The 18692-nt window shown below is 41.9% G+C and carries 15 protein-coding genes; 9 read left to right on the forward strand and 6 right to left on the reverse strand.

What is annotated here, in order from left to right:
• Positions 1-357: 357 nt before the first annotated feature.
• Positions 358-3093 (reverse strand): choice-of-anchor B family protein, encoded by a 2736-nt coding sequence (locus ACRWP9_RS02195; RefSeq protein ID WP_434927668.1) that lies wholly within the window; start codon positions 3091-3093, stop codon positions 358-360.
• A gap of 110 nt (positions 3094-3203) precedes the next feature.
• Between ACRWP9_RS02195 and ACRWP9_RS02200 the strand changes: the two genes are divergently transcribed.
• Together ACRWP9_RS02200 and ACRWP9_RS02205 are read left to right on the forward strand one after the other, a co-directional pair.
• Entirely contained in the window at positions 3204-4151 is a 948-nt protein-coding gene (locus tag ACRWP9_RS02200) for an MbnP family copper-binding protein (RefSeq protein WP_434927669.1), read from the forward strand.
• Positions 4151-5428, forward strand: coding sequence for an MbnH family di-heme enzyme (locus ACRWP9_RS02205; protein WP_434927670.1), 1278 nt, complete (start codon positions 4151-4153; stop codon positions 5426-5428). Before ACRWP9_RS02200 ends, ACRWP9_RS02205 begins: the two co-directional genes overlap by 1 nt.
• 63 nt (positions 5429-5491) lie before the next feature.
• On the opposite strand, the gene gyrB is transcribed toward ACRWP9_RS02205, so the two are convergent.
• The 4 genes from gyrB to dnaA form a co-directional block, all read right to left on the reverse strand.
• The gene (gene gyrB, locus ACRWP9_RS02210) at positions 5492-7909 is read right to left on the reverse strand and encodes a DNA topoisomerase (ATP-hydrolyzing) subunit B (RefSeq protein ID WP_434927671.1); all 2418 of its coding nucleotides are present in this window, start codon (positions 7907-7909) and stop codon (positions 5492-5494) included.
• Between the two features lie 15 nt (positions 7910-7924).
• Positions 7925-9007 carry a DNA replication/repair protein RecF gene (gene recF / locus ACRWP9_RS02215; RefSeq protein WP_434927672.1) on the reverse strand — a complete coding sequence of 361 codons (1083 nt, stop codon included), beginning with the start codon at positions 9005-9007 and terminating at the stop codon, positions 7925-7927.
• Between the two features lie 95 nt (positions 9008-9102).
• Positions 9103-10203: a DNA polymerase III subunit beta gene (dnaN, locus tag ACRWP9_RS02220; RefSeq protein WP_226412260.1), complete on the reverse strand. Its 1101-nt coding sequence runs from the start codon at positions 10201-10203 to the stop codon at positions 9103-9105.
• A 19-nt stretch (positions 10204-10222) separates the two neighbouring features.
• Positions 10223-11611 carry a chromosomal replication initiator protein DnaA gene (gene dnaA / locus ACRWP9_RS02225; protein WP_226412258.1) on the reverse strand — a complete coding sequence of 463 codons (1389 nt, stop codon included), beginning with the start codon at positions 11609-11611 and terminating at the stop codon, positions 10223-10225.
• Positions 11612-12058: 447 nt separating this feature from the next.
• Here dnaA and rpmH point away from each other — a divergent pair, with 447 nt between their 5' ends.
• The 6 genes from rpmH (at position 12059) to ACRWP9_RS02255 (ending at position 16507) form a co-directional block, all read left to right on the forward strand.
• Complete coding sequence (gene rpmH / locus ACRWP9_RS02230; RefSeq protein ID WP_006083827.1) at positions 12059-12196, forward strand: 50S ribosomal protein L34; 138 nt, start codon at positions 12059-12061, stop codon at positions 12194-12196.
• A 16-nt stretch (positions 12197-12212) separates the two neighbouring features.
• Entirely contained in the window at positions 12213-12569 is a 357-nt protein-coding gene (rnpA, locus tag ACRWP9_RS02235; protein ID WP_434927673.1) for a ribonuclease P protein component, read from the forward strand.
• On the forward strand, positions 12536-12790 hold the full coding sequence (gene yidD / locus ACRWP9_RS02240) for a membrane protein insertion efficiency factor YidD (RefSeq protein ID WP_434927674.1): 255 nt from the start codon (positions 12536-12538) through the stop codon (positions 12788-12790). Before rnpA ends, yidD begins: the two co-directional genes overlap by 34 nt.
• 3 nt (positions 12791-12793) lie before the next feature.
• Positions 12794-14422, forward strand: a complete 1629-nt coding sequence (gene yidC, locus ACRWP9_RS02245; RefSeq protein ID WP_434927675.1) for a membrane protein insertase YidC — start codon at positions 12794-12796, stop codon at positions 14420-14422.
• Positions 14423-14513: 91 nt separating this feature from the next.
• A complete protein-coding gene (gene mnmE / locus ACRWP9_RS02250; protein WP_434927676.1) occupies positions 14514-15875 on the forward strand; it encodes a tRNA uridine-5-carboxymethylaminomethyl(34) synthesis GTPase MnmE in 1362 nt (453 codons plus the stop codon).
• 20 nt (positions 15876-15895) lie between these two features.
• The gene (locus ACRWP9_RS02255; RefSeq protein WP_434928904.1) at positions 15896-16507 is read left to right on the forward strand and encodes a 3'-5' exonuclease; all 612 of its coding nucleotides are present in this window, start codon (positions 15896-15898) and stop codon (positions 16505-16507) included.
• A 17-nt stretch (positions 16508-16524) separates the two neighbouring features.
• On the opposite strand, the gene ACRWP9_RS02260 is transcribed toward ACRWP9_RS02255, so the two are convergent.
• On the reverse strand, positions 16525-17394 hold the full coding sequence (locus ACRWP9_RS02260; protein ID WP_434927677.1) for a LysR substrate-binding domain-containing protein: 870 nt from the start codon (positions 17392-17394) through the stop codon (positions 16525-16527).
• Between the two features lie 141 nt (positions 17395-17535).
• Between ACRWP9_RS02260 and ACRWP9_RS02265 the strand changes: the two genes are divergently transcribed.
• On the forward strand, positions 17536-18666 hold the full coding sequence (locus ACRWP9_RS02265) for an S-(hydroxymethyl)glutathione dehydrogenase/class III alcohol dehydrogenase (RefSeq protein WP_226412246.1): 1131 nt from the start codon (positions 17536-17538) through the stop codon (positions 18664-18666).
• Positions 18667-18692 lie beyond the last annotated feature (26 nt).

Genomic DNA, 18692 nt, shown 5'->3' on the forward strand with positions numbered 1-18692 from the left:
ACTTTATGTGAGATTCATCAACACAAGTCTGTCCTTGGCCAGTCCAATTACCAATTTTACTTGACCACTACAAATCACCCTCAATGGTTAATCGTTATAAGCCGATATACTCGAATAATGAAGTTTACCATAATTAATCTAGGTGAAATCTACCTAAACTATTTGATCTAAGTACAAGTCATATCAAGCCGACACAAAAACATTATGTACAACCATAGCCGCTAGATAGTAGGGTTTTAACTGTAACGCTTGCCAGTTTAATAAAATAGCAAAGTTAGTAGGTGTTCACTCACTAACAAAAATGGAACCATTAGGTTCCATTTCTTATAACACGCTAATAATTACCCACAACCACGATTAAGCTATTCTACGCTTACCTATTAAAGCCAATAATAATAGCGATATCCAACCTAAGCTGCCGCCACTGCTGCCACCGGATGGCTCAGTTATTGGTACAGGTAATGGCACAACAGCCGCCTTGACCGTAATAGTGACGCTTGTTGAAGCGCTAGCTTGCAAACTATCGGTTGCTGTCACACTAAACACTAAGCTTGTATCATACGTTGGTGAAACAAACTGCGCAGAGGCTGTATTCGCATTAGTTAGGCTCACTGCAGTACCACCTGTTTGTTGCCATAGGTAACTAATAGCATCATTTTCAGGATCGGAAGCCACTGCGGTTAATGTCACGGTTTCCCCTGCATTCACCTCACGACTGTCGCCCACAGTAACAATAGGTGCGCGATTAAGCCTGTCATTATCAACTAAAGTCACTGTCTGGATGTAATAACCAAGTACACTTGAGTCAACACTGGTCAGTTTTATCAAAAATAGCTCATTACCTTCAACGAGAGTATCTTCCTTGGGGGTAATAATAATTTCCTTAGCTTCTGAGTCGCCATCTAACCAGACGAGTTCACCACTTAGGTTACCTTGAAGATCCTCTGTTAACGATGCGGTGCCTTCTATAAACTCATAGTTAACACGCACCTCACCTACACTACCACCAACGCGTAATACCGATACACTTAGTGGATCTGCTCCTTCATTAATAGTGCTTAGTTCGCGCTCAAAACCAAGGGTGCCTGGCTGAGGTACATCTTCGCCAATAGATAACTCATGGTAGCTTGGGCTGGTAATGCCTAAACCGCCCTGGGGATCAAACAAACGGACAAATGCCTTAAGCTCACGGTTTTGACCACTGTCAAAGGTGGTGATAACAATTTGCTTGTGCGTAAGGTCATTGGCCTCCCAACTTAACCGCCCTGTTTGAGCCTCAAAATCACGCCCTTGCTTTGCACTTGCCTCTAGGGTTTCATAACCCACATCAACAACACCTTCGCCTTGCGGACGTTGCACATTAACAGTAATCACATCTCCCGCTAGTGCAGATGATGTTGTTGAACTAAAGCTCGCATTACCCTGAATCTGGCTTTGCGTCTTATCTCGCAGAATATACAAACCACTATTGATATCGCTAGCAATCACTAAACCAGATGGCAAGTAAGGGTAAACGCCCCAAACGCCGTTAAACGCATTACTGTCTGACGCTGGAAAGGTATCAAAGTAACCTACCTCTTTAGGGTCGTCTGGCTGACTAATGTCTAAAATAGTCACGCCACGTTGATAATTGGACATGTAATATCGATTTCCACGAACATAGCCATTATGATCTATCGCCTTAGTCGGTCCAGACCATACTTTAACTAAACTAGGAGCATCTAGATTATCAACATTAAAAACCCGTAATGTAGTATCAAGTCCGGCTCTTTGTTCATCTAATTCATCGTGGACAAACACATAACGTTTATCCTCGCTCCACCAGCCTGAATGAACATATTCAGCTTTAGCATAGCTAACTTCTGACAATGACTTACTCTCTGAGGGGTTGGTAATATTCCAAAGGCGCATGCTGTTTTCATTAAAATCTAATAAAACCGTGCATATGGCCGTTTGACAGCTGGCTTGTGCTCTAGCATCGTCAACTACCATAGAACTGGCATCATGAGTGTAATCATCACGCGTGGCACCGCTATGACTAAAACTAGCACTTAAGCGACCGGGGTTTGTTAGGGAATAACTCTTAAAGGCACCACCAGCACTACTTTGACCTACAATATGAAGGTTGGGTGTTAAACCACTTAACGCGGTATTGGTAGTATAATCAAGATTACTGATATACACATTATGCGCCGCTCCTTCAGCTGAATCAGTTGCTAGTCGAGTGATAGAGGTCGGCAACTGGCTTAAATCAATAATTTGAATCTTATCTGAGCCTTCTGATGTCACGTAGGCATTGGCTTTCCAGCGAGAAGTTAAGGTGTCAAACCATTGATAAACTTTAATATCGCGCCAACTGGTATTGCTACCAGAAACAGTACCGATTTCAACCGGATTAGCAGGATCGGCCAGACTCACTACGGCGGTACCATTGGTTAATCCAATAATGGCATATTCTGTACCGGTATTAAGATCTACATGGCCCCAAATATCATTGGCAGCCGAAGGTTTGGAAGAAAAGCTACCAAGGGAAACATGGGATACTAAGTCGATGGCATCACAGTTAAAGCCACCCGCCTTACCACCTGTACACTCCTGACTTGAATGGTCTTGCTGTAACGCTTGATGCTCTTTTAACATCTCATCAAGCTGACTGCCATACTGTCCTATACCATCACTTATCACCCTAAAACCACGATCGTGTAAGCTAGATGCAAACTCTAATGGTACACCAGCCAAAACAGTATTATTAAGCTGTGGCGCCTGGGAAAGATAATGATCAAAACGATTAAATCCCCCCATAACAGGCACGATTTCACTGGTCAGTAAGAAGAGTTCATCGATATCTTGAATTTGATAATAACCATCAGCAACCAATACACGATCGCCCTTATTAGCGTGAGTCACTGCATAAGCAATTGTTTTACACGGGCGCAATGCGTTATCACATAAGCCCTTATCTTGACCCGTCTCACTGACAAATCTTGCTTTATCATGCTCTGAATGCGCCTGTGCGGAAGTATTAACAAAACAACTAAAAGACAATAAACCTACAAGTTTAAGGCCACTCTTACATAAATAAGGGAACGTCATAATGAACTCCGTTTTTGTTCCAGTAGTTAAAATCAACGAGAAATCAGTGCTTTTTGAGGGTTTATTTTGTAGGATACAGAAAAGTAACACATAAACAACAATAAGATAACATGTCATCATTTATTTATATTACTTCCCTTAGCACCCATTTTAGACGGTTAAAAAAATCCTTAGCGTTAAGCCCTGCACATCTATGGATATGGCCTTTAGTATGCTTACTTGTCGCTTGCAGTGACGGTTCTGAAGCGCAATCAGCACAAAACAAGTCATTAAGAGTTGTATTGATGTGGCATGACAAAACAGTAACGTGCAACGAGCCTCTATTAGCACAGTGGCATTTAGCACAACTCCAATTTTACTTAAGTAACTTTACCCTTAACGGTCAACCCATCACGCTCAAGACAGATGCCGATTTGGAGACATTAAGCCATCAACAGAAAAACTTATTGTTATTGGGGGGAGATTGCCAAGGTAAGGAAAATTGGACAATTGATTTTGAAAAACCATTGATACCGGGCTTAATGGGTTTTGAATTGGGTGTGCCATTTAAGCTTAATCACAGTAATCCACTTAAAGCGCTACCGCCACTTAATCAAAGTGATATGTTTTGGACATGGCAACAAGGGTATAAATTTTTACGATTGGATTTGAATAAAACTAACCAGCCAAACTCAGCAGTTACCACTAATCAGACAACGGCAAACATACCTTTAGCTAGTCTGCAAACCGGCTGGCAATTTCATTTAGGCTCTATCGGTTGCCAATCAGCAAGTGTAATGCGTGCACCTTTAAAGGCTTGCCGCTACCCCAATAGAGCAAAAGTCGAATTAGCTTATCAAGGGGAGCAAAAGCTAATATTAGACTTAGCTCCTCTATTAACGACTGTACTTAATGATGACAAACTCTCGCAACAGGCTTGTATGTCTGATCCACAAAGCCTAAGTTGCCAGCCTCTGTTTAACGCTTTAGGGATAAACAGTGCGAGTGAAGCAGCTTTAAGACTCAAACCTCTGGATAGCGATATATCTGATACCCCTAAAATGTGGCGATTTAATTAATGCAGATTAACCGACCCAGCAAACCTCAATGGCTGGCCACCATGGCACTTGCGCTGTTAATGCTGCTCGCATTGGGCTGTGGGCAAGAAAGTCACCAACAAAATGATAATCAGGCAGAATCTGCTAGCAAAGTCAGCCAATATGAATGGCCAATACCAGAAGGCTTCCCAAAGCCTGAAGTGCCTGCCGACAACCCAATGACACAGGCCAAGGTCACGTTAGGCCGTTATTTATTTTATGACACTCGCCTGTCTGCCAATCAAACGCAAAGCTGCGCCAGTTGCCATTTACAATCCAAAGCCTTTGCCGAAACACTCAAGGTTTCTATAGGCAGTACAGGGCAAGCGCACACTCGTAATGCGCCAGCCTTAGTCAATATTGCCTACAACAAAACCCTCACCTGGGCCCACGACGGTCTAACTCATATAGAGGATCAGGTTTTACTGCCCCTGTTTAGTGAGCAGCCAGTAGAAATGGGGCTCGCGGGTAAAGAAGCATTAATACTCGCACGATTTACCCAAGCGCCCTACCCAGCACTATTTGAGCAAGCTTTCGGCCAACAAGCTAACGGTGTTGACTTTATACAGATAACTCAAGCTTTAGCGAGTTTTGTAAGAAGCTTAGTATCCTTAAACTCACCCTTTGATGCTTACGCCTACAATGAGCAAGACGATGCCCTGAATGAAGCCCAACTCGCGGGAATGGCGCTATTCTTCTCAGAAAAACTTGAGTGCCATCATTGCCATGGCGGCTTTAACTTTACCCAATCCACCAGCCACGAAAAGCAACCACTAGACAGACGCCCTTTCCACAATACCGGCTTATATTACACTGAACGTACTGGGTTACTTGGCGCATCATTAGCCAGTAATAGTTTGGCTGACACGGCATTGACACCAGTACAGCAAAATAGCCAGCTAGGTTACCCTCAAAAGGATACTGGTCTAGCTCAAGTCAGTGGTAAAGCTATCGATGACGGTCGTTTTAGGGCCCCAAGCTTAAGAAATATCAGCCTAACAGCGCCTTATATGCATGACGGTAGCGTGGCGAGTTTATCTGAAGTGATAGATATTTATGCAGCTGGTGGCCGTAATATTACAGCAGGGGAACACCAAGGAGATGGACGACAAAATCCATTAAAAAGTCCATTCATTAAGGGCTTTGAAATCAGTGAAGCGGAAAAACAACAGTTACTGGCTTTTCTCGCCAGCTTAACCGATGAAAAATTCATCACCAATATCGAATTTAGCGATCCCTGGGTTGAGATTAAACCGTAAAAAATGCAAACAAAAAAGGAAAGCCTAAGCTTTCCTTTTTTATCGCTACTGTTACGCTTAAAGCTAGACGTCTAAGTTAGCCACATTTAACGCATTAGTTTCAATAAACTCACGACGAGGCTCAACATGATCACCCATCAAACAACTGAACAGTTGATCGGCAGCGACCGCATCTTCAATCATGACTCGCAACATACGACGAGACTCTGGATCCATTGTAGTTTCCCACAATTGCTCAGGGTTCATTTCACCCAATCCTTTGTAACGTTGAATATATAAGCCACGCTTTGCTTCACTAATGGTCCAATCTAACGCTTCTAAGAAGCTATCCACTTCTTTTAGACGCTCACCACGTTGCACATAGCCGCCTTCTTCAATCATACCGTCTAAAGCAGCACCTAATTTAGCAATGCGCAAATAGTCATTCGAAGTGAAGAAGTCATAGCCAAATACGTAACTAGTATCAATACCGTGCTTACGAATAATGACTTTTGGGGTATACACTTTACGCTCAGGATCTAAAATAACTTCAGATGAATAAATCACCCCACTATTTTCTAAAGCAACTAAATCAGCAATAAAGGCATCACACCATGCATTCATCACACCTTGATCAGCAAGCATTGCAGTGGTGATTTCAGGATGATAAAGCATACGATTAGTAATGTTAGTTGGAAAACGTTTTTCTAAGCGTTTGATAATCTTTTCAACTTCACGATACTGGGTCACTAAACGCTCTAATGGTTCACCGCTCATACCTAATGAACCCTGGCTTGGATAGATGTGAGTACCATCTAAAGCCTGAGTTGTTAGATATTCAGTTAACGCTAACTCATCTTTTAAATACTGTTCTTGTTTGCCTTTTTTAACTTTGTACAAAGGTGGTTGTGCAATATATACATAGCCACGTTCAATAAGCTCAGGCATTTGACGGAAGAAGAAGGTCAACAGCAAGGTACGAATGTGCGAGCCGTCGACGTCAGCATCGGTCATGATAACGATATTGTGGTAACGGGTTTTGTCTGGATCGTATTCATCACGGCCAATACCACAACCTAGAGCAGTGATAAGCGTGGCTACTTCTTGTGAAGATAACATTTTGTCAAAACGGGCTTTTTCTACGTTTAAAATTTTACCTTTCAACGGCAGAATGGCCTGATTTTTACGATTACGCCCCTGCTTAGCACTACCGCCAGCAGAGTCTCCTTCCACAATGTATATTTCAGAAAGACCAGGGTCTTTCTCTTGGCAATCAGCTAGTTTACCTGGCAAACCACCTAAATCTAATGCGCCTTTACGACGTGTCATTTCACGCGCTTTACGCGCAGCTTCACGCGCACGAGCTGCATCAACAATTTTACCGACAATCAACTTAGCATTAACTGGGTTTTCCAATAGGTAGTCATTCAACTTCTCACCCATGGTTTGTTCTACCGCGCTTTTCACTTCACTTGACACTAATTTATCTTTGGTCTGTGAGCTGAACTTTGGATCAGGCACTTTAACTGAAATAACCGCAGTTAAGCCTTCACGGGCATCATCACCTGTGGCACTAGTTTTGCCTTTTTTATTGAAGCCTTCACGCTCCATATAAGTATTCAAGTTACGCGTTAACGCACCTCTAAAACCGGCTAAGTGAGTACCACCATCACGTTGGGGGATATTATTGGTAAAACAGAAAATATTTTCTTGATAACCATCATTCCATTGCATAGCCACTTCAACGGTAATGCCGTCTTCACGCTCTTGCACAAAATGGAATACTTCTTTGTTAATAGGTGTCTTATTACGGTTTAAGTAATCGACGAACGCGCTAATACCGCCTTCGTATTTAAAGAACTCTTCTCTATTTTCACGCTCATCTACAAGGCGAATACCAACGCCCGAGTTAAGGAAAGAGAGCTCGCGAACACGTTTAGCTAAAATATCGAAATGAAATTCTACATCGGTAAACGTTTCAGAGCTTGGCCAAAAACGAATTTCAGTACCGGTTTTAACTGCATCACCAATTTCGGTAATAGGTGAGTCAGGTACACCATGAGTGTAGAACTGTTCATAAATCTTACCCGCACGACGAATAGTCAGCTGCAGTTTTTTTGATAACGCATTAACTACCGATACGCCCACACCGTGAAGGCCGCCAGAGACTTTATATGAGTTATCATCAAACTTACCGCCAGCATGCAGTATGGTCATGATCACTTCAGCGGCAGAAACCCCTTCTTCTTCATGAATAGCAACCGGAATACCACGGCCATCATCTTTGACAGACACAGATCCATCGCTATGAATCATGATAGTAATGTCACTACAGTGACCGGCTAACGCTTCATCGATAGAGTTATCGACGACTTCGAATACCATATGGTGAAGGCCCGTACCATCATCAGTATCACCAATATACATACCAGGGCGCTTACGTACTGCATCAAGGCCTTTTAGAACCTTAATACTCGAAGAATCGTAACTATTCTCTGACATATTTCTCTCTCGTTGTTATTCAATAACCGTTACTTGTCCATCTTCAACATGAAATATCCTGTCGGGGGGACTTGTTAACGAATCGACTATTGCTGCAGGCTCGATTGCGGTGACAAATATTTGTGCGCCGGTTTCGGTTAACTGTTTCAACAATAGCTGCCTATGCTGTGCATCCAACTCTGACGGTAAATCGTCGACTAAATAAATGCTGTTTTTATTCAGTTGTTGTTTGAGCAACTTTCCCTGTGCAATACGCAGTGCACAGACTAATAATTTTAATTGACCACGGGATAACGCGTCCTGCGCAGGCAAGTTGCCTACCCGTAAACGTAAATCCGCTTTATGCGGGCCGCTTGCGGTATTTCCGGTGGCTAAATCTCTAGGATATTGGTTTTCTAATAATTGCGAAAAGTCCGTTTTGCTATCCCATCCTCGGGTAAAGGAAACATTAATATTAACCTGAGGTAAAAACTCATTGATTATACCCTTTAGTAGCTCATTTAACGAGTCTACATAGTGATTTCGTATATCAGTGACCTGTTCAGCATACCGTACCAATTCCTTATCCCAAAACTGTATTTGAGAATAGGCGGCTTGATTTCTAAGAAGTTGATTTCTTTGCTTTAAAATACGTCTAGTATTAACCCAGGCTTGATAGAATTGTGGATCAGAATGAAACGCGCCCCAATCGATAAACTGTCGTCTAGCCTTTGGTCCTTCAAACAGCAGTGAGAAACTTTCTGGGGTTATCACCTGAATAGGTAATGTTTCAGCCAATACAGACAGCTTTTTTACTTTATCACCATTAATTTTAACTTCTATTTCACCGCTGCGATGGCGGCGCAAACCAATTTTTGTATGCTCTTCACCATCGGTAAGTTGGGCAAATAACACTAAATTATCGGCGTCAGTATTAATCACCCGTTGCGATAAGTGGCTACGAAAAGAACGTCCCATGCCTAAAAAGAAAATCGCTTCAAGAATACTGGTTTTACCACTGCCATTTTGGCCATAAATCAAATTTAATCCATTGCCAGTACTAAGGTTAGCAGACAAAATATTGCGGAAAGAGTTAATGGTTAAGCGGCTAAGATTCATGCAAACCTATGGGTACTGTACGCGCTGAATTAAAGACAAAACAAGGTGCATATAAGCACCTTGTTAACTATGGTTAATAGACTACCACAACCCCCTTATAGGCGCATTGGCATAACCACATACATGGAGTCTTCTTCAAGGTGATTCTCAATTAAAGCACTTGAGTTACCATCTATTAAGGTGATGCGAACTTCATCACTGGCAAGGTTATTGAGTACATCCAATAAATAGCTAACATTAAAGCCAATTTCTAAATTATCTGAATTATAGTCAACATCAATAATCTCTTCGGCTTCTTCCTGCTCAGGGTTATTAGCGGTAATTTTTAATAAGCCAGGTTCAAGCTGAATACGCACACCACGGAACTTCTCGTTAGAAAGAATCGAGGCGCGGGTTAATGCTTGTTTAAGCTGATTACGGCTGGCAATAACTATTTTATTGCCCCCTTTTGGCAGCACTCTTCGATAGTCAGGGAAACGCCCATCAACGAGTTTACTGGTAAATACTGCATTTGCCGTTACGGCACGAATGGCATTATCACCAATACTGATAGTAATATCTTGATCTTCACTATCCAGTAAGCGCGACATTTCTACCACGCCTTTACGCGGGACAATAACTTGTTTTTCTGGCAGTGTTTGTTCAACTTGTCGGTGGCTTAGCGCTAAACGATGGCCATCTGTGGCAATAGAACGCAGCATGTTGCCTTCGGTTTCAAATAGTAAACCATTAAGATAATAGCGCACATCCTGGTTAGCCATTGAAAACTGAGTAGAATCAATAATCGATTTCAACACACCTTGTTTTATACTAAATTCAATATCTGCTTGGAATGCTTCAACGTTAGGGTAATCCTCGGCCGGTAATGTGGCCAATGAAAAACGGCTACGGCCAGAACGTAGCAACCATTTATTATCTTGTTGCTCAATATGCAGTTCTGATGAGTCAGGTAATGATTTAACAATATCTAACAGCTTTTTGGCTGGAACCGTTGTGCGTCCAGTAACAACATCACCTTGAATAGCGGCTTGACCAACCAGCTCAACCTCTAAATCTGTACCGGTTAACTTAAGTGAGTTGTCACTAACTTCAACAAGTAAATTGGCAAGAATGGGTAAGTTGTGTCTACGTTCAACGGCACCACAAACCAATTGCAATGGTTTTAACAGTGCATCCCTATCAATTGAAAATTTCATTGTGTCAGTATTCCCTGAATTAAGAAGAAAGCGTTCTTATTAAGTTGGCATAGTCTTCTTTAATGTCGTGACTTTCTTCGCGCAGCTGCGCAATCTTACGACAGGCATGCAGCACGGTTGTATGGTCTCGACCACCAAATGCATCACCTATTTCAGGTAAGCTATGGTTTGTGAGTTCTTTAGATAGCGCCATCGCCACTTGTCTTGGTCTTGCCACACTGCGCGAGCGACGTTTAGACAGCATATCAGCCATTTTTATTTTGTAGTATTCTGCCACTGTTTTCTGAATATTGTCTATCGTGACTAGCTTTTCTTGTAACGCTAAGAGATCACGTAATGCTTCACGAACAAAATCAATGGTAATTGGGCGGCCAGTGAAGTTAGCATTAGCAATAACACGGTTTAATGCCCCTTCTAGCTCACGTACGTTAGAACGTAAACGTTTGGCAATAAAAAACGCCACTTCATCAGGTAGGTTTATTCCACTCTCTTGTGCTTTACGCATTAAAATCGCTACGCGGGTTTCTAACTCTGGTGGCTCAATGGCCACAGTTAACCCCCAACCAAAACGCGACTTCAAGCGATCTTCAACACCGTCAATCTCTTTAGGATAACGATCTGACGTCAAGATGATCTGATGGTTGCCTTCCAATAACGCATTGAAGGTATGGAAAAATTCTTCTTGTGAACGATCTTTGTTAGCGAAAAATTGAATATCATCAATAAACAAAGCATCAACACTGCGATAGTAACGTTTGAATTCTTCTATAGCATTATTTTGTAATGCTTTAACCATGTCCTGAACAAAACGCTCAGAATGCATGTAAACCACTTTTGCATTTGGGTTATTTTTAATGATGCCATTGCCGACAGCATGCAATAAGTGAGTTTTACCTAGACCTGTGCCGCCATATAAAAATAACGGGTTATAAGCGCCACCCGGATTTTCAGCAACTTGTAATGCAGCAGCTTTACCTAATTGGTTTGATTTACCTTCAACGAAGTTATCAAACTGATAAGTAGGGTTAATGTTACTACGATGGTTAGCATTGGCTACAGGGTCAGCTTGAGTGTTAAAGGTTGTACCAACACGCGCCTTAGTCTGGTGACCACTTGGCTTTGCATAAACAGGGGCTGACACCACTGGAGTTTGGCGAGCTGAAGGACGACTGCCAATATCAAAACGCAATTTGGGTGCATTACTGCCCATTTGCTCGGTAAAAAATTGATTAATGATATTAATGTACTTATCACGCACCCAATCTAATACGAATCTATTTGGAGCATAAAGAACTAACGTATCACCATCCATTTCAGCTTGTAACGGACGGATCCACATACTGAACTGCTGAGCCGATAATTCGTCTTGCAGCCTACCGATACATTGTTGCCAAAGTGAAACCGCCACTTATTTCTTCCCCAAAAATAGGTTAACAAAAGGAGATCTATTCTATAGTGAGATCAGGATGATCGCTATCGTTAATCTAATATTTATCCCCAAGGCGATCATTGTATGTGGATATCTTCGATCATTAAAGATCAAAGTCGATCTATTTTCTATCAAAATGATGCAAATCCCGCTTTATTAACCGATCCAGAATGATCTATAATGCGCATTCTTCGATCTGGTAATATAGTTTTAAAACCACTATATATTGTGTTGGTACACAGAGTTATCCACACAATATTGTGGTATTTAACAAATCTTAACGAAGGTTAATTGGCAGAAATTTATCATATAACCATTTTGGCTGTTGACGCTGAGAGTTAAAGTGATTACAATTCGGCCTCTTTTTTACCCTTACCTCTAATGTTGGAGATAAGGCAAATTCACTAACAAAGACGGATTGCCATCATGAGTAAACGTACTTTTCAACCTAGCAACCTGAAGCGCAAGCGTTCTCACGGCTTTCGCGCTCGTATGGCCACTGTAGGCGGCCGTAAGGTGCTTGCACGTCGTCGTGCGAAAGGTCGCGCTCGTTTGTCTGCTTAATTAAGTAGATAACTAGGTGACTAGCTATACCTTTACGCGGGAGTTACGTTTGCTAACTCCCGCGCAATTTAAATCTGTATTCTCCAATCCAATCAAAGCATCCTCTGCTGAAATAACTCTGCTCGCTGTTCCAAACCAAGAGCAACATCCCCGTTTAGGATTAACTGTTGCAAAACGTTTTGTTAAACGTGCTAATCAGCGTAATCGTATTAAACGTGTGATCAGAGATAGTTTTCGTTTACATCAACACGACATCCCCAACATAGATATCGTAGTATTGGTCAGAAATGGCGTGATGGAAATGGAAAATGCAGAACTACATAAATTAATAGAAAAGCTATGGCGCAAACTCAGTCGCCGTTACAATGGCTAGCAACCACGTTTATTCGTGGCTATCAACTTCTTATCAGCCCTATGATTGGACCGCGTTGTCGATTCAATCCAACATGTTCACATTATGCTATTGAAGCAATAAAAACACATGGAACGGCAAAAGGTAGTTGGTTTGCAATCAAACGCATATTAAAATGTCACCCTTTACATGCCGGCGGTAATGATCCCGTCCCCCCTAAAAATGACAGGTGTAATAAATAGGCTATGGAATCTCAACGCAATATATTGCTAATAGGTCTGCTGTTTGTCAGCTTTTTAATGTGGCAACAATGGCAAACAGATAAAACACCACAACCCGTCGCAATTGAATCATCAGTTGTAGCATCGACGGCAAATAATTCTCAAACATCTGATGTTCCAGATGCTGATACTTCCCTACCGGAAGTGGTTAGCGCATCTAAAGAACTGATCACTATTACTACAGACCAATTAGTATTAAAAATTGATCCAGTAGGTGGCGATATTGTTTATTCAGCATTAGTTGGACACAGACTTGAAATAGATAAAGAAGAATCTTTTGTACTGCTTGAGCAAACAAAAGACATCTACTATATCGCCCAAAGCGGCTTAATTGGCCGTAATGGTATCGATAGCAGTGCAAAAGGTCGCGCGCACTATACTAGCCAGTCACAGCAATATACTTTAGCTGATGGCCAAGATAGTTTAGAAGTGCCACTCACTTTTGTTGCTGACAACGGCGTTACTTACACGAAAGTCTTTGTACTTCACCGTGGTAAATTTAGTATTGACGTTGATTACCGCGTAAACAACACTTCAGCAGAGCCACTGCAGGTTCAAATGTATGGCCAAATTAAGCACAGCATCAAAGAAAGCGAAAGCAGCATGATGATGCCAACTTATCGCGGTGCGGCTTTCTCAACTGCAGATACTCGTTATGAGAAATACAGCTTCGATGACATGGCTGACAAAAACCTAGACAAGAAAACATTAGGTGGTTGGGCTGCAATGCTTCAACACTACTTTGTGTCTGCTTGGGTGCCACCAGCTAATGATCAAAACACCATTTTTTCGAGCGTCAGTGCGGGTGGTTTGGCTAACATAGGCTTCCGTGGCGCGATATATGATATTGCACCAGGTGCTGAGCAAACGATTTCATCACAATTCTATGTGGGTCCTAAGGATCAAGAAGCATTATCTGCCATTTCTGAGTCACTGAACTTAGTGGTCGATTACGGTTTCCTTTGGTGGTTAGCCATTCCAATTCACTGGTTATTGATGTTCTATCAATCATTTGTGGGTAACTGGGGTATGGCGATTATTTTAATCACTCTTACAGTACGTGGTTTGTTATATCCACTCACCAAAGCACAGTACACCTCTATGGCTAGAATGCGTAACCTGCAGCCTAAACTAGCGGACATGAAAGAGCGCTTTGGTGATGACCGTCAGAAGATGGGTCAAGCTATGATGGAACTCTACAAGAAAGAAAAAGTAAATCCACTTGGTGGCTGTTTACCTATCCTTCTGCAAATGCCTATCTTCATTGCACTTTACTGGGTATTACTTGAAAGTTATGAATTGCGTCATGCGCCATTCATGCTATGGATTAACGATTTATCGGTACAAGATCCTTACTATGTACTTCCGTTATTAATGGGTGTGTCTATGTGGTTAATGCAAAAGATGCAACCAATGGCACCGACTATGGACCCTATGCAAGTTAAGATGATGCAGTGGATGCCAGTTATCTTTACCGTGTTCTTCCTATGGTTCCCAGCAGGTTTAGTTCTTTACTGGTTAGTGGGTAACTTAGTGGCCATTACCCAACAAAAAATTATTTATGCCGGACTTGATAAAAAAGGCTTAAAATAAGCCCAAGCTCTGCAGTAAACTAAATAGTTTGATAATAAAAAGGCGGCTTAATTGGCCGCCTTTTCCATTAATGATTTAGCAGGAAATAACCGTGACAACAGATACTATTGTGGCACAAGCTACCGCACCCGGTCGTGGTGGTGTAGGCATTATTCGCGTATCAGGTGACTTAGCTAGCACAGTGGCCACCACCATTATTGGCCATGTGCCAAAAACTCGTTATGCCGAATATTGTGACTTTAATAGTAGCGATGGTCTGGTTATCGACCAAGGTATCGCTTTGTTCTTTAAAGGGCCTAACTCATTTACCGGTGAAGATGTTTTAGAGCTACAAGGTCATGGCGGCCAAATAGTATTAGACATGCTAATAAAGCGTGTTATGGAAATTGACGGTATTCGTATTGCCAAACCGGGTGAGTTTAGTGAACAGGCCTTTTTAAATGACAAGCTTGATTTAACCCAGGCAGAAGCCATTGCTGACCTAATTGATGCAACCAGTGAACAGGCTGCTAAAAGTGCACTGCAATCACTTCAAGGTGAGTTTTCTAAGGAGGTTCATCAGTTAGTTGAACAAGTCACCAACCTGCGTTTATATGTCGAAGCGGCGATTGATTTTCCCGATGAGGAAGTCGACTTTTTATCCGATGGCAAAATTGCCAGTGCGTTATATAAAATCATCGATAAACTAGACACTGTTCAAGCCAGTGCTAAGCAAGGGTCCATTATTCGCGAAGGCATGAAAGTGGTTATTGCAGGTCGCCCTAATGCCGGTAAATCAAGTTTACTCAATGCACTAGCTGGAAAAGAGTCAGCCATTGTTACCGAAATTGCTGGCACTACCCGTGATGTATTACGTGAGCATATTCACCTTGATGGCATGCCACTGCATATCATCGATACTGCGGGTTTACGTGATACCACAGATACCGTTGAGCAAATAGGTATTGAACGTGCCTGGGCTGAAATAGCCACCGCTGACAGAGTGTTGTTTATGGTTGATGGCACCACAACCGATGCCATTAATCCACATGATATTTGGCCAGACTTTATTGACCGCTTGCCACCAAGATTAGGTATTACCGTTATTCGTAATAAAGCGGACTTAACTGGCGAACCGTTAACAATGTCGGAAGAACAGGGTTATGACGTCTACCGTATATCTGCTAAAACGGGTTTAGGAATTGAAGATCTTAAGCAGCATCTAAAATCGTTAATGGGTTATCAAAGTAATTTAGAAGGCGGATTTATTGCCCGTCGTCGTCATTTAGAAGCCTTAGATTTAGCTGCAAGCCATTTAATGCTGGGTAAAGAACAACTTGAAGTGTATTTAGCTGGTGAATTACTCGCAGAAGAGTTACGTATGTGCCAGATGGCATTATCAGAAATAACCGGTAAATTTACCTCCGATGACTTGCTAGGCAAAATATTCGGCTCATTCTGTATTGGTAAGTAGTGTATAGGTAATAAGTGAATATGCTGTTAGCTAATAATGTCATCGTACTCGATTTTGAAACCACCGGCTTATCACCTGATAACGGTGACAGGGCGATAGAAATAGGCGCGGTAAAGATTGTTGACGGTGTCATTATTGATACCTTCCAGTCTTTAATCAACCCAGGCAGAAGAGTGAATGCCTTTATTGAACAATATACTGGGATCACTAATGCTATGTTACGTGATGCACCAAGCTGTCAGGTAGTTATGGATAAATTTGCAGACTTTATTGGTGACTTTAATCTGGTTGCTCACAATGCCAGTTTTGATAAAAAGTTTCTAGATGCTGAATTTGCTTTATGCAAGCGACGCTATTCAGGACAATTTGCGTGCTCATTATTGTTATCACGTCGCATAAGCCAACAGGCACCGAACCATAAACTAGCTACTTTAGTGGAATATCATCAACTGCCAACCGATGGATTATTCCATCGCGCATTAGCAGATGCCACAATGACAGCACATTTATGGTTGCATCAATTAACATTACTTAGTGATAAATCGCCAGGTATTGATTTAGCTTTTGATACCGTCAATAACATTACTCGAATGCCCAGAGCTCAAATTAATCGATATTTAACCCATTTATAAACGATTAAAACCATTAATTAAGGTAATTTGTCAGCCAACATATCGACTAATAAACGCACTTTGGCAGATAAATGCCTATTTTGCGGATACAAGGCCCAAATACCTTCTTTTGCCTGTTGATACTGACCCAGTAACACCGTCAGTTGGCCCAGTGCTATTGCCTCATTGACGTAATAACCGGGTAATTGCACAACTCCCATGCCCCTTATAGCCGCATCTAATAACGTCATGCCACTGCTACATTGCAAACGTCCCTGCACTTTAATGACTTTCTCTTTACCCTGCTCATCAAAGTGCCAATGGCTATTAGTGCCAATTAAACAATCATGTTGATTTAAATCGGTTAAATTTTCAGGCACACCGTATTGCTTAAGATAAGCAGGCGAAGCGCAAACATATTGGCGACGGCTACTGAGCCGTTTAGCAATTAAGCTCGAATCAGCCAAACGCCCTAATCGAATAGCCAAATCATAACTGCCATCTACCAAATCCAGCTGTTTATTGGTTAATTCACAAATAACTTCAACTTGTGGATATTGCGCCATAAAATCTACCACAATAGGCATAACAAACCGTTCACCATAAGTGACTGGTGCTGTCATTCTAATAAGCCCTTGTGGAGAATGCTGCAAACTAGAAATAGCCCGTTCAGCCTCTTCTAGCCCATCCAACACTTGACGACAATGGCGAAAATATATCGCGCCTTCTTCAGTAAGAGATACTTTACGTGTAGTACGATAGAATAATTTTATTGCGAGCCTATTCTCAAGTTGGCTCACTTGGCGACTCACCTGTGCGGTGGAAATACCTAAACGGCTAGCGGCTTGAGTAAAGCTTTCTGTTTGAGCAACAGCGACAAACTCAACCACTCCATCCCATGGCATCATTATTACATCCTCGTAAAAGTAATTTGTAAAATAAGCTTATTATCATCTTACAGAAAACAATTACAATAGTTTAATCATCTACACTGTGTAGAGCGCTTTTTTGTTAACCTAGCTAAAGTAACCTTAAACAGGAATAACCACATGTCAGCACAATTTATAAAATCTAAAGCCGCCGTTGCTTGGGGACCAGGTCAGCCATTGAAAGTGGAAGAAGTAGACGTAATGTACCCAAAAGCGGGTGAAGTGATGGTCCGCATTGTGGCATCAGGTGTTTGTCATACAGATGCCTTCACATTATCAGGAGATGATCCTGAAGGTGTATTTCCGGCTATTTTAGGACATGAAGGTGGCGGCGTAGTCCACATGGTAGGTGAAGGCGTTACCAGTGTTAAAGTGGGTGATCACGTAATTCCACTGTATACCGCTGAGTGTGGCAAGTGTAAATTTTGTACTTCAGGTAAAACCAATTTATGTAGCGCCGTTCGTGCAACTCAAGGTAAAGGTCTAATGCCTGACGGCACTACACGTTTCTTTAAAGACGGTGAACCTATTTTTCATTATATGGGCTGTTCAACATTTTCTGAATACACAGTATTACCGGAAATATCTTTAGCCAAAGTAAACCCTATAGCACCACTTGAAGAAGTATGTTTACTCGGTTGTGGTGTCACTACAGGGATAGGTGCTGTACTTAAAACAGCGAAAGTACAAAAAGGTGATACGGTTGCTATTTTTGGTCTAGGTGGTATTGGTTTATCGGCAATTATTGGCGCAACCATGGCCGGTGCAAGCAGAATTATTGGCATAGACTTAAACGAATCTAAGTTCGAGTTAGCTAAAAAGCTGGGTGCAACTGACTGCATTAATCCTAAAAACTTTGATAAACCCATTCAAGATGTGATTGTTGAAATGACTGACGGCGGCGTTGATTTCTCATTCGAATGTATTGGTAACGTCAACGTAATGCGCAGCGCATTAGAATGTTGTCATAAAGGTTGGGGTGAGTCTGTCGTGATTGGGGTAGCAGGCGCAGGCCAAGAAATATCAACCCGTCCATTCCAATTAGTTACTGGCCGAGTATGGCGTGGTAGTGCATTTGGTGGTGTAAAAGGACGCAGTGAATTACCCGGAATTGTTGAGCAATATCTCGCAGGCGAATTTAAACTAGACCAGTTTATTACCCACACAATGGGACTTGAAGGAATTAATGATGCATTTGATCTTATGCACAAAGGAGAAAGTATTCGCAGTGTAATTCACTTTAATAAGTGATTTTAATCGGCACTATCTAGCTATAA

Origin of the sequence: Shewanella sp. HL-SH2 (assembly GCF_051164935.1) — a bacterium.
GTDB lineage: Bacteria > Pseudomonadota > Gammaproteobacteria > Enterobacterales > Shewanellaceae > Shewanella > Shewanella glacialimarina.

Excerpts from the sequence above, each read along its gene's own strand:
- recF (WP_434927672.1), bottom strand. The coding sequence starts at position 9,007 with ATGAATCTTAGCCGCTTAACCATTAACTCTTTCCGCAATATTTTGTCT.
- ACRWP9_RS02195 (WP_434927668.1), bottom strand. The coding sequence starts at position 3,093 with ATGACGTTCCCTTATTTATGTAAGAGTGGCCTTAAACTTGTAGGTTTA.
- yidC (WP_434927675.1), top strand. The coding sequence starts at position 12,794 with ATGGAATCTCAACGCAATATATTGCTAATAGGTCTGCTGTTTGTCAGC.
- gyrB (WP_434927671.1), bottom strand. The coding sequence starts at position 7,909 with ATGTCAGAGAATAGTTACGATTCTTCGAGTATTAAGGTTCTAAAAGGC.
- ACRWP9_RS02260 (WP_434927677.1), bottom strand. The coding sequence starts at position 17,394 with ATGATGCCATGGGATGGAGTGGTTGAGTTTGTCGCTGTTGCTCAAACA.
- ACRWP9_RS02205 (WP_434927670.1), top strand. The coding sequence starts at position 4,151 with ATGCAGATTAACCGACCCAGCAAACCTCAATGGCTGGCCACCATGGCA.
- ACRWP9_RS02255 (WP_434928904.1), top strand. The coding sequence starts at position 15,896 with ATGCTGTTAGCTAATAATGTCATCGTACTCGATTTTGAAACCACCGGC.
- rpmH (WP_006083827.1), top strand. The coding sequence starts at position 12,059 with ATGAGTAAACGTACTTTTCAACCTAGCAACCTGAAGCGCAAGCGTTCT.
- yidD (WP_434927674.1), top strand. The coding sequence starts at position 12,536 with ATGGCGCAAACTCAGTCGCCGTTACAATGGCTAGCAACCACGTTTATT.
- ACRWP9_RS02265 (WP_226412246.1), top strand. The coding sequence starts at position 17,536 with ATGTCAGCACAATTTATAAAATCTAAAGCCGCCGTTGCTTGGGGACCA.
- ACRWP9_RS02200 (WP_434927669.1), top strand. The coding sequence starts at position 3,204 with ATGTCATCATTTATTTATATTACTTCCCTTAGCACCCATTTTAGACGG.
- dnaN (WP_226412260.1), bottom strand. The coding sequence starts at position 10,203 with ATGAAATTTTCAATTGATAGGGATGCACTGTTAAAACCATTGCAATTG.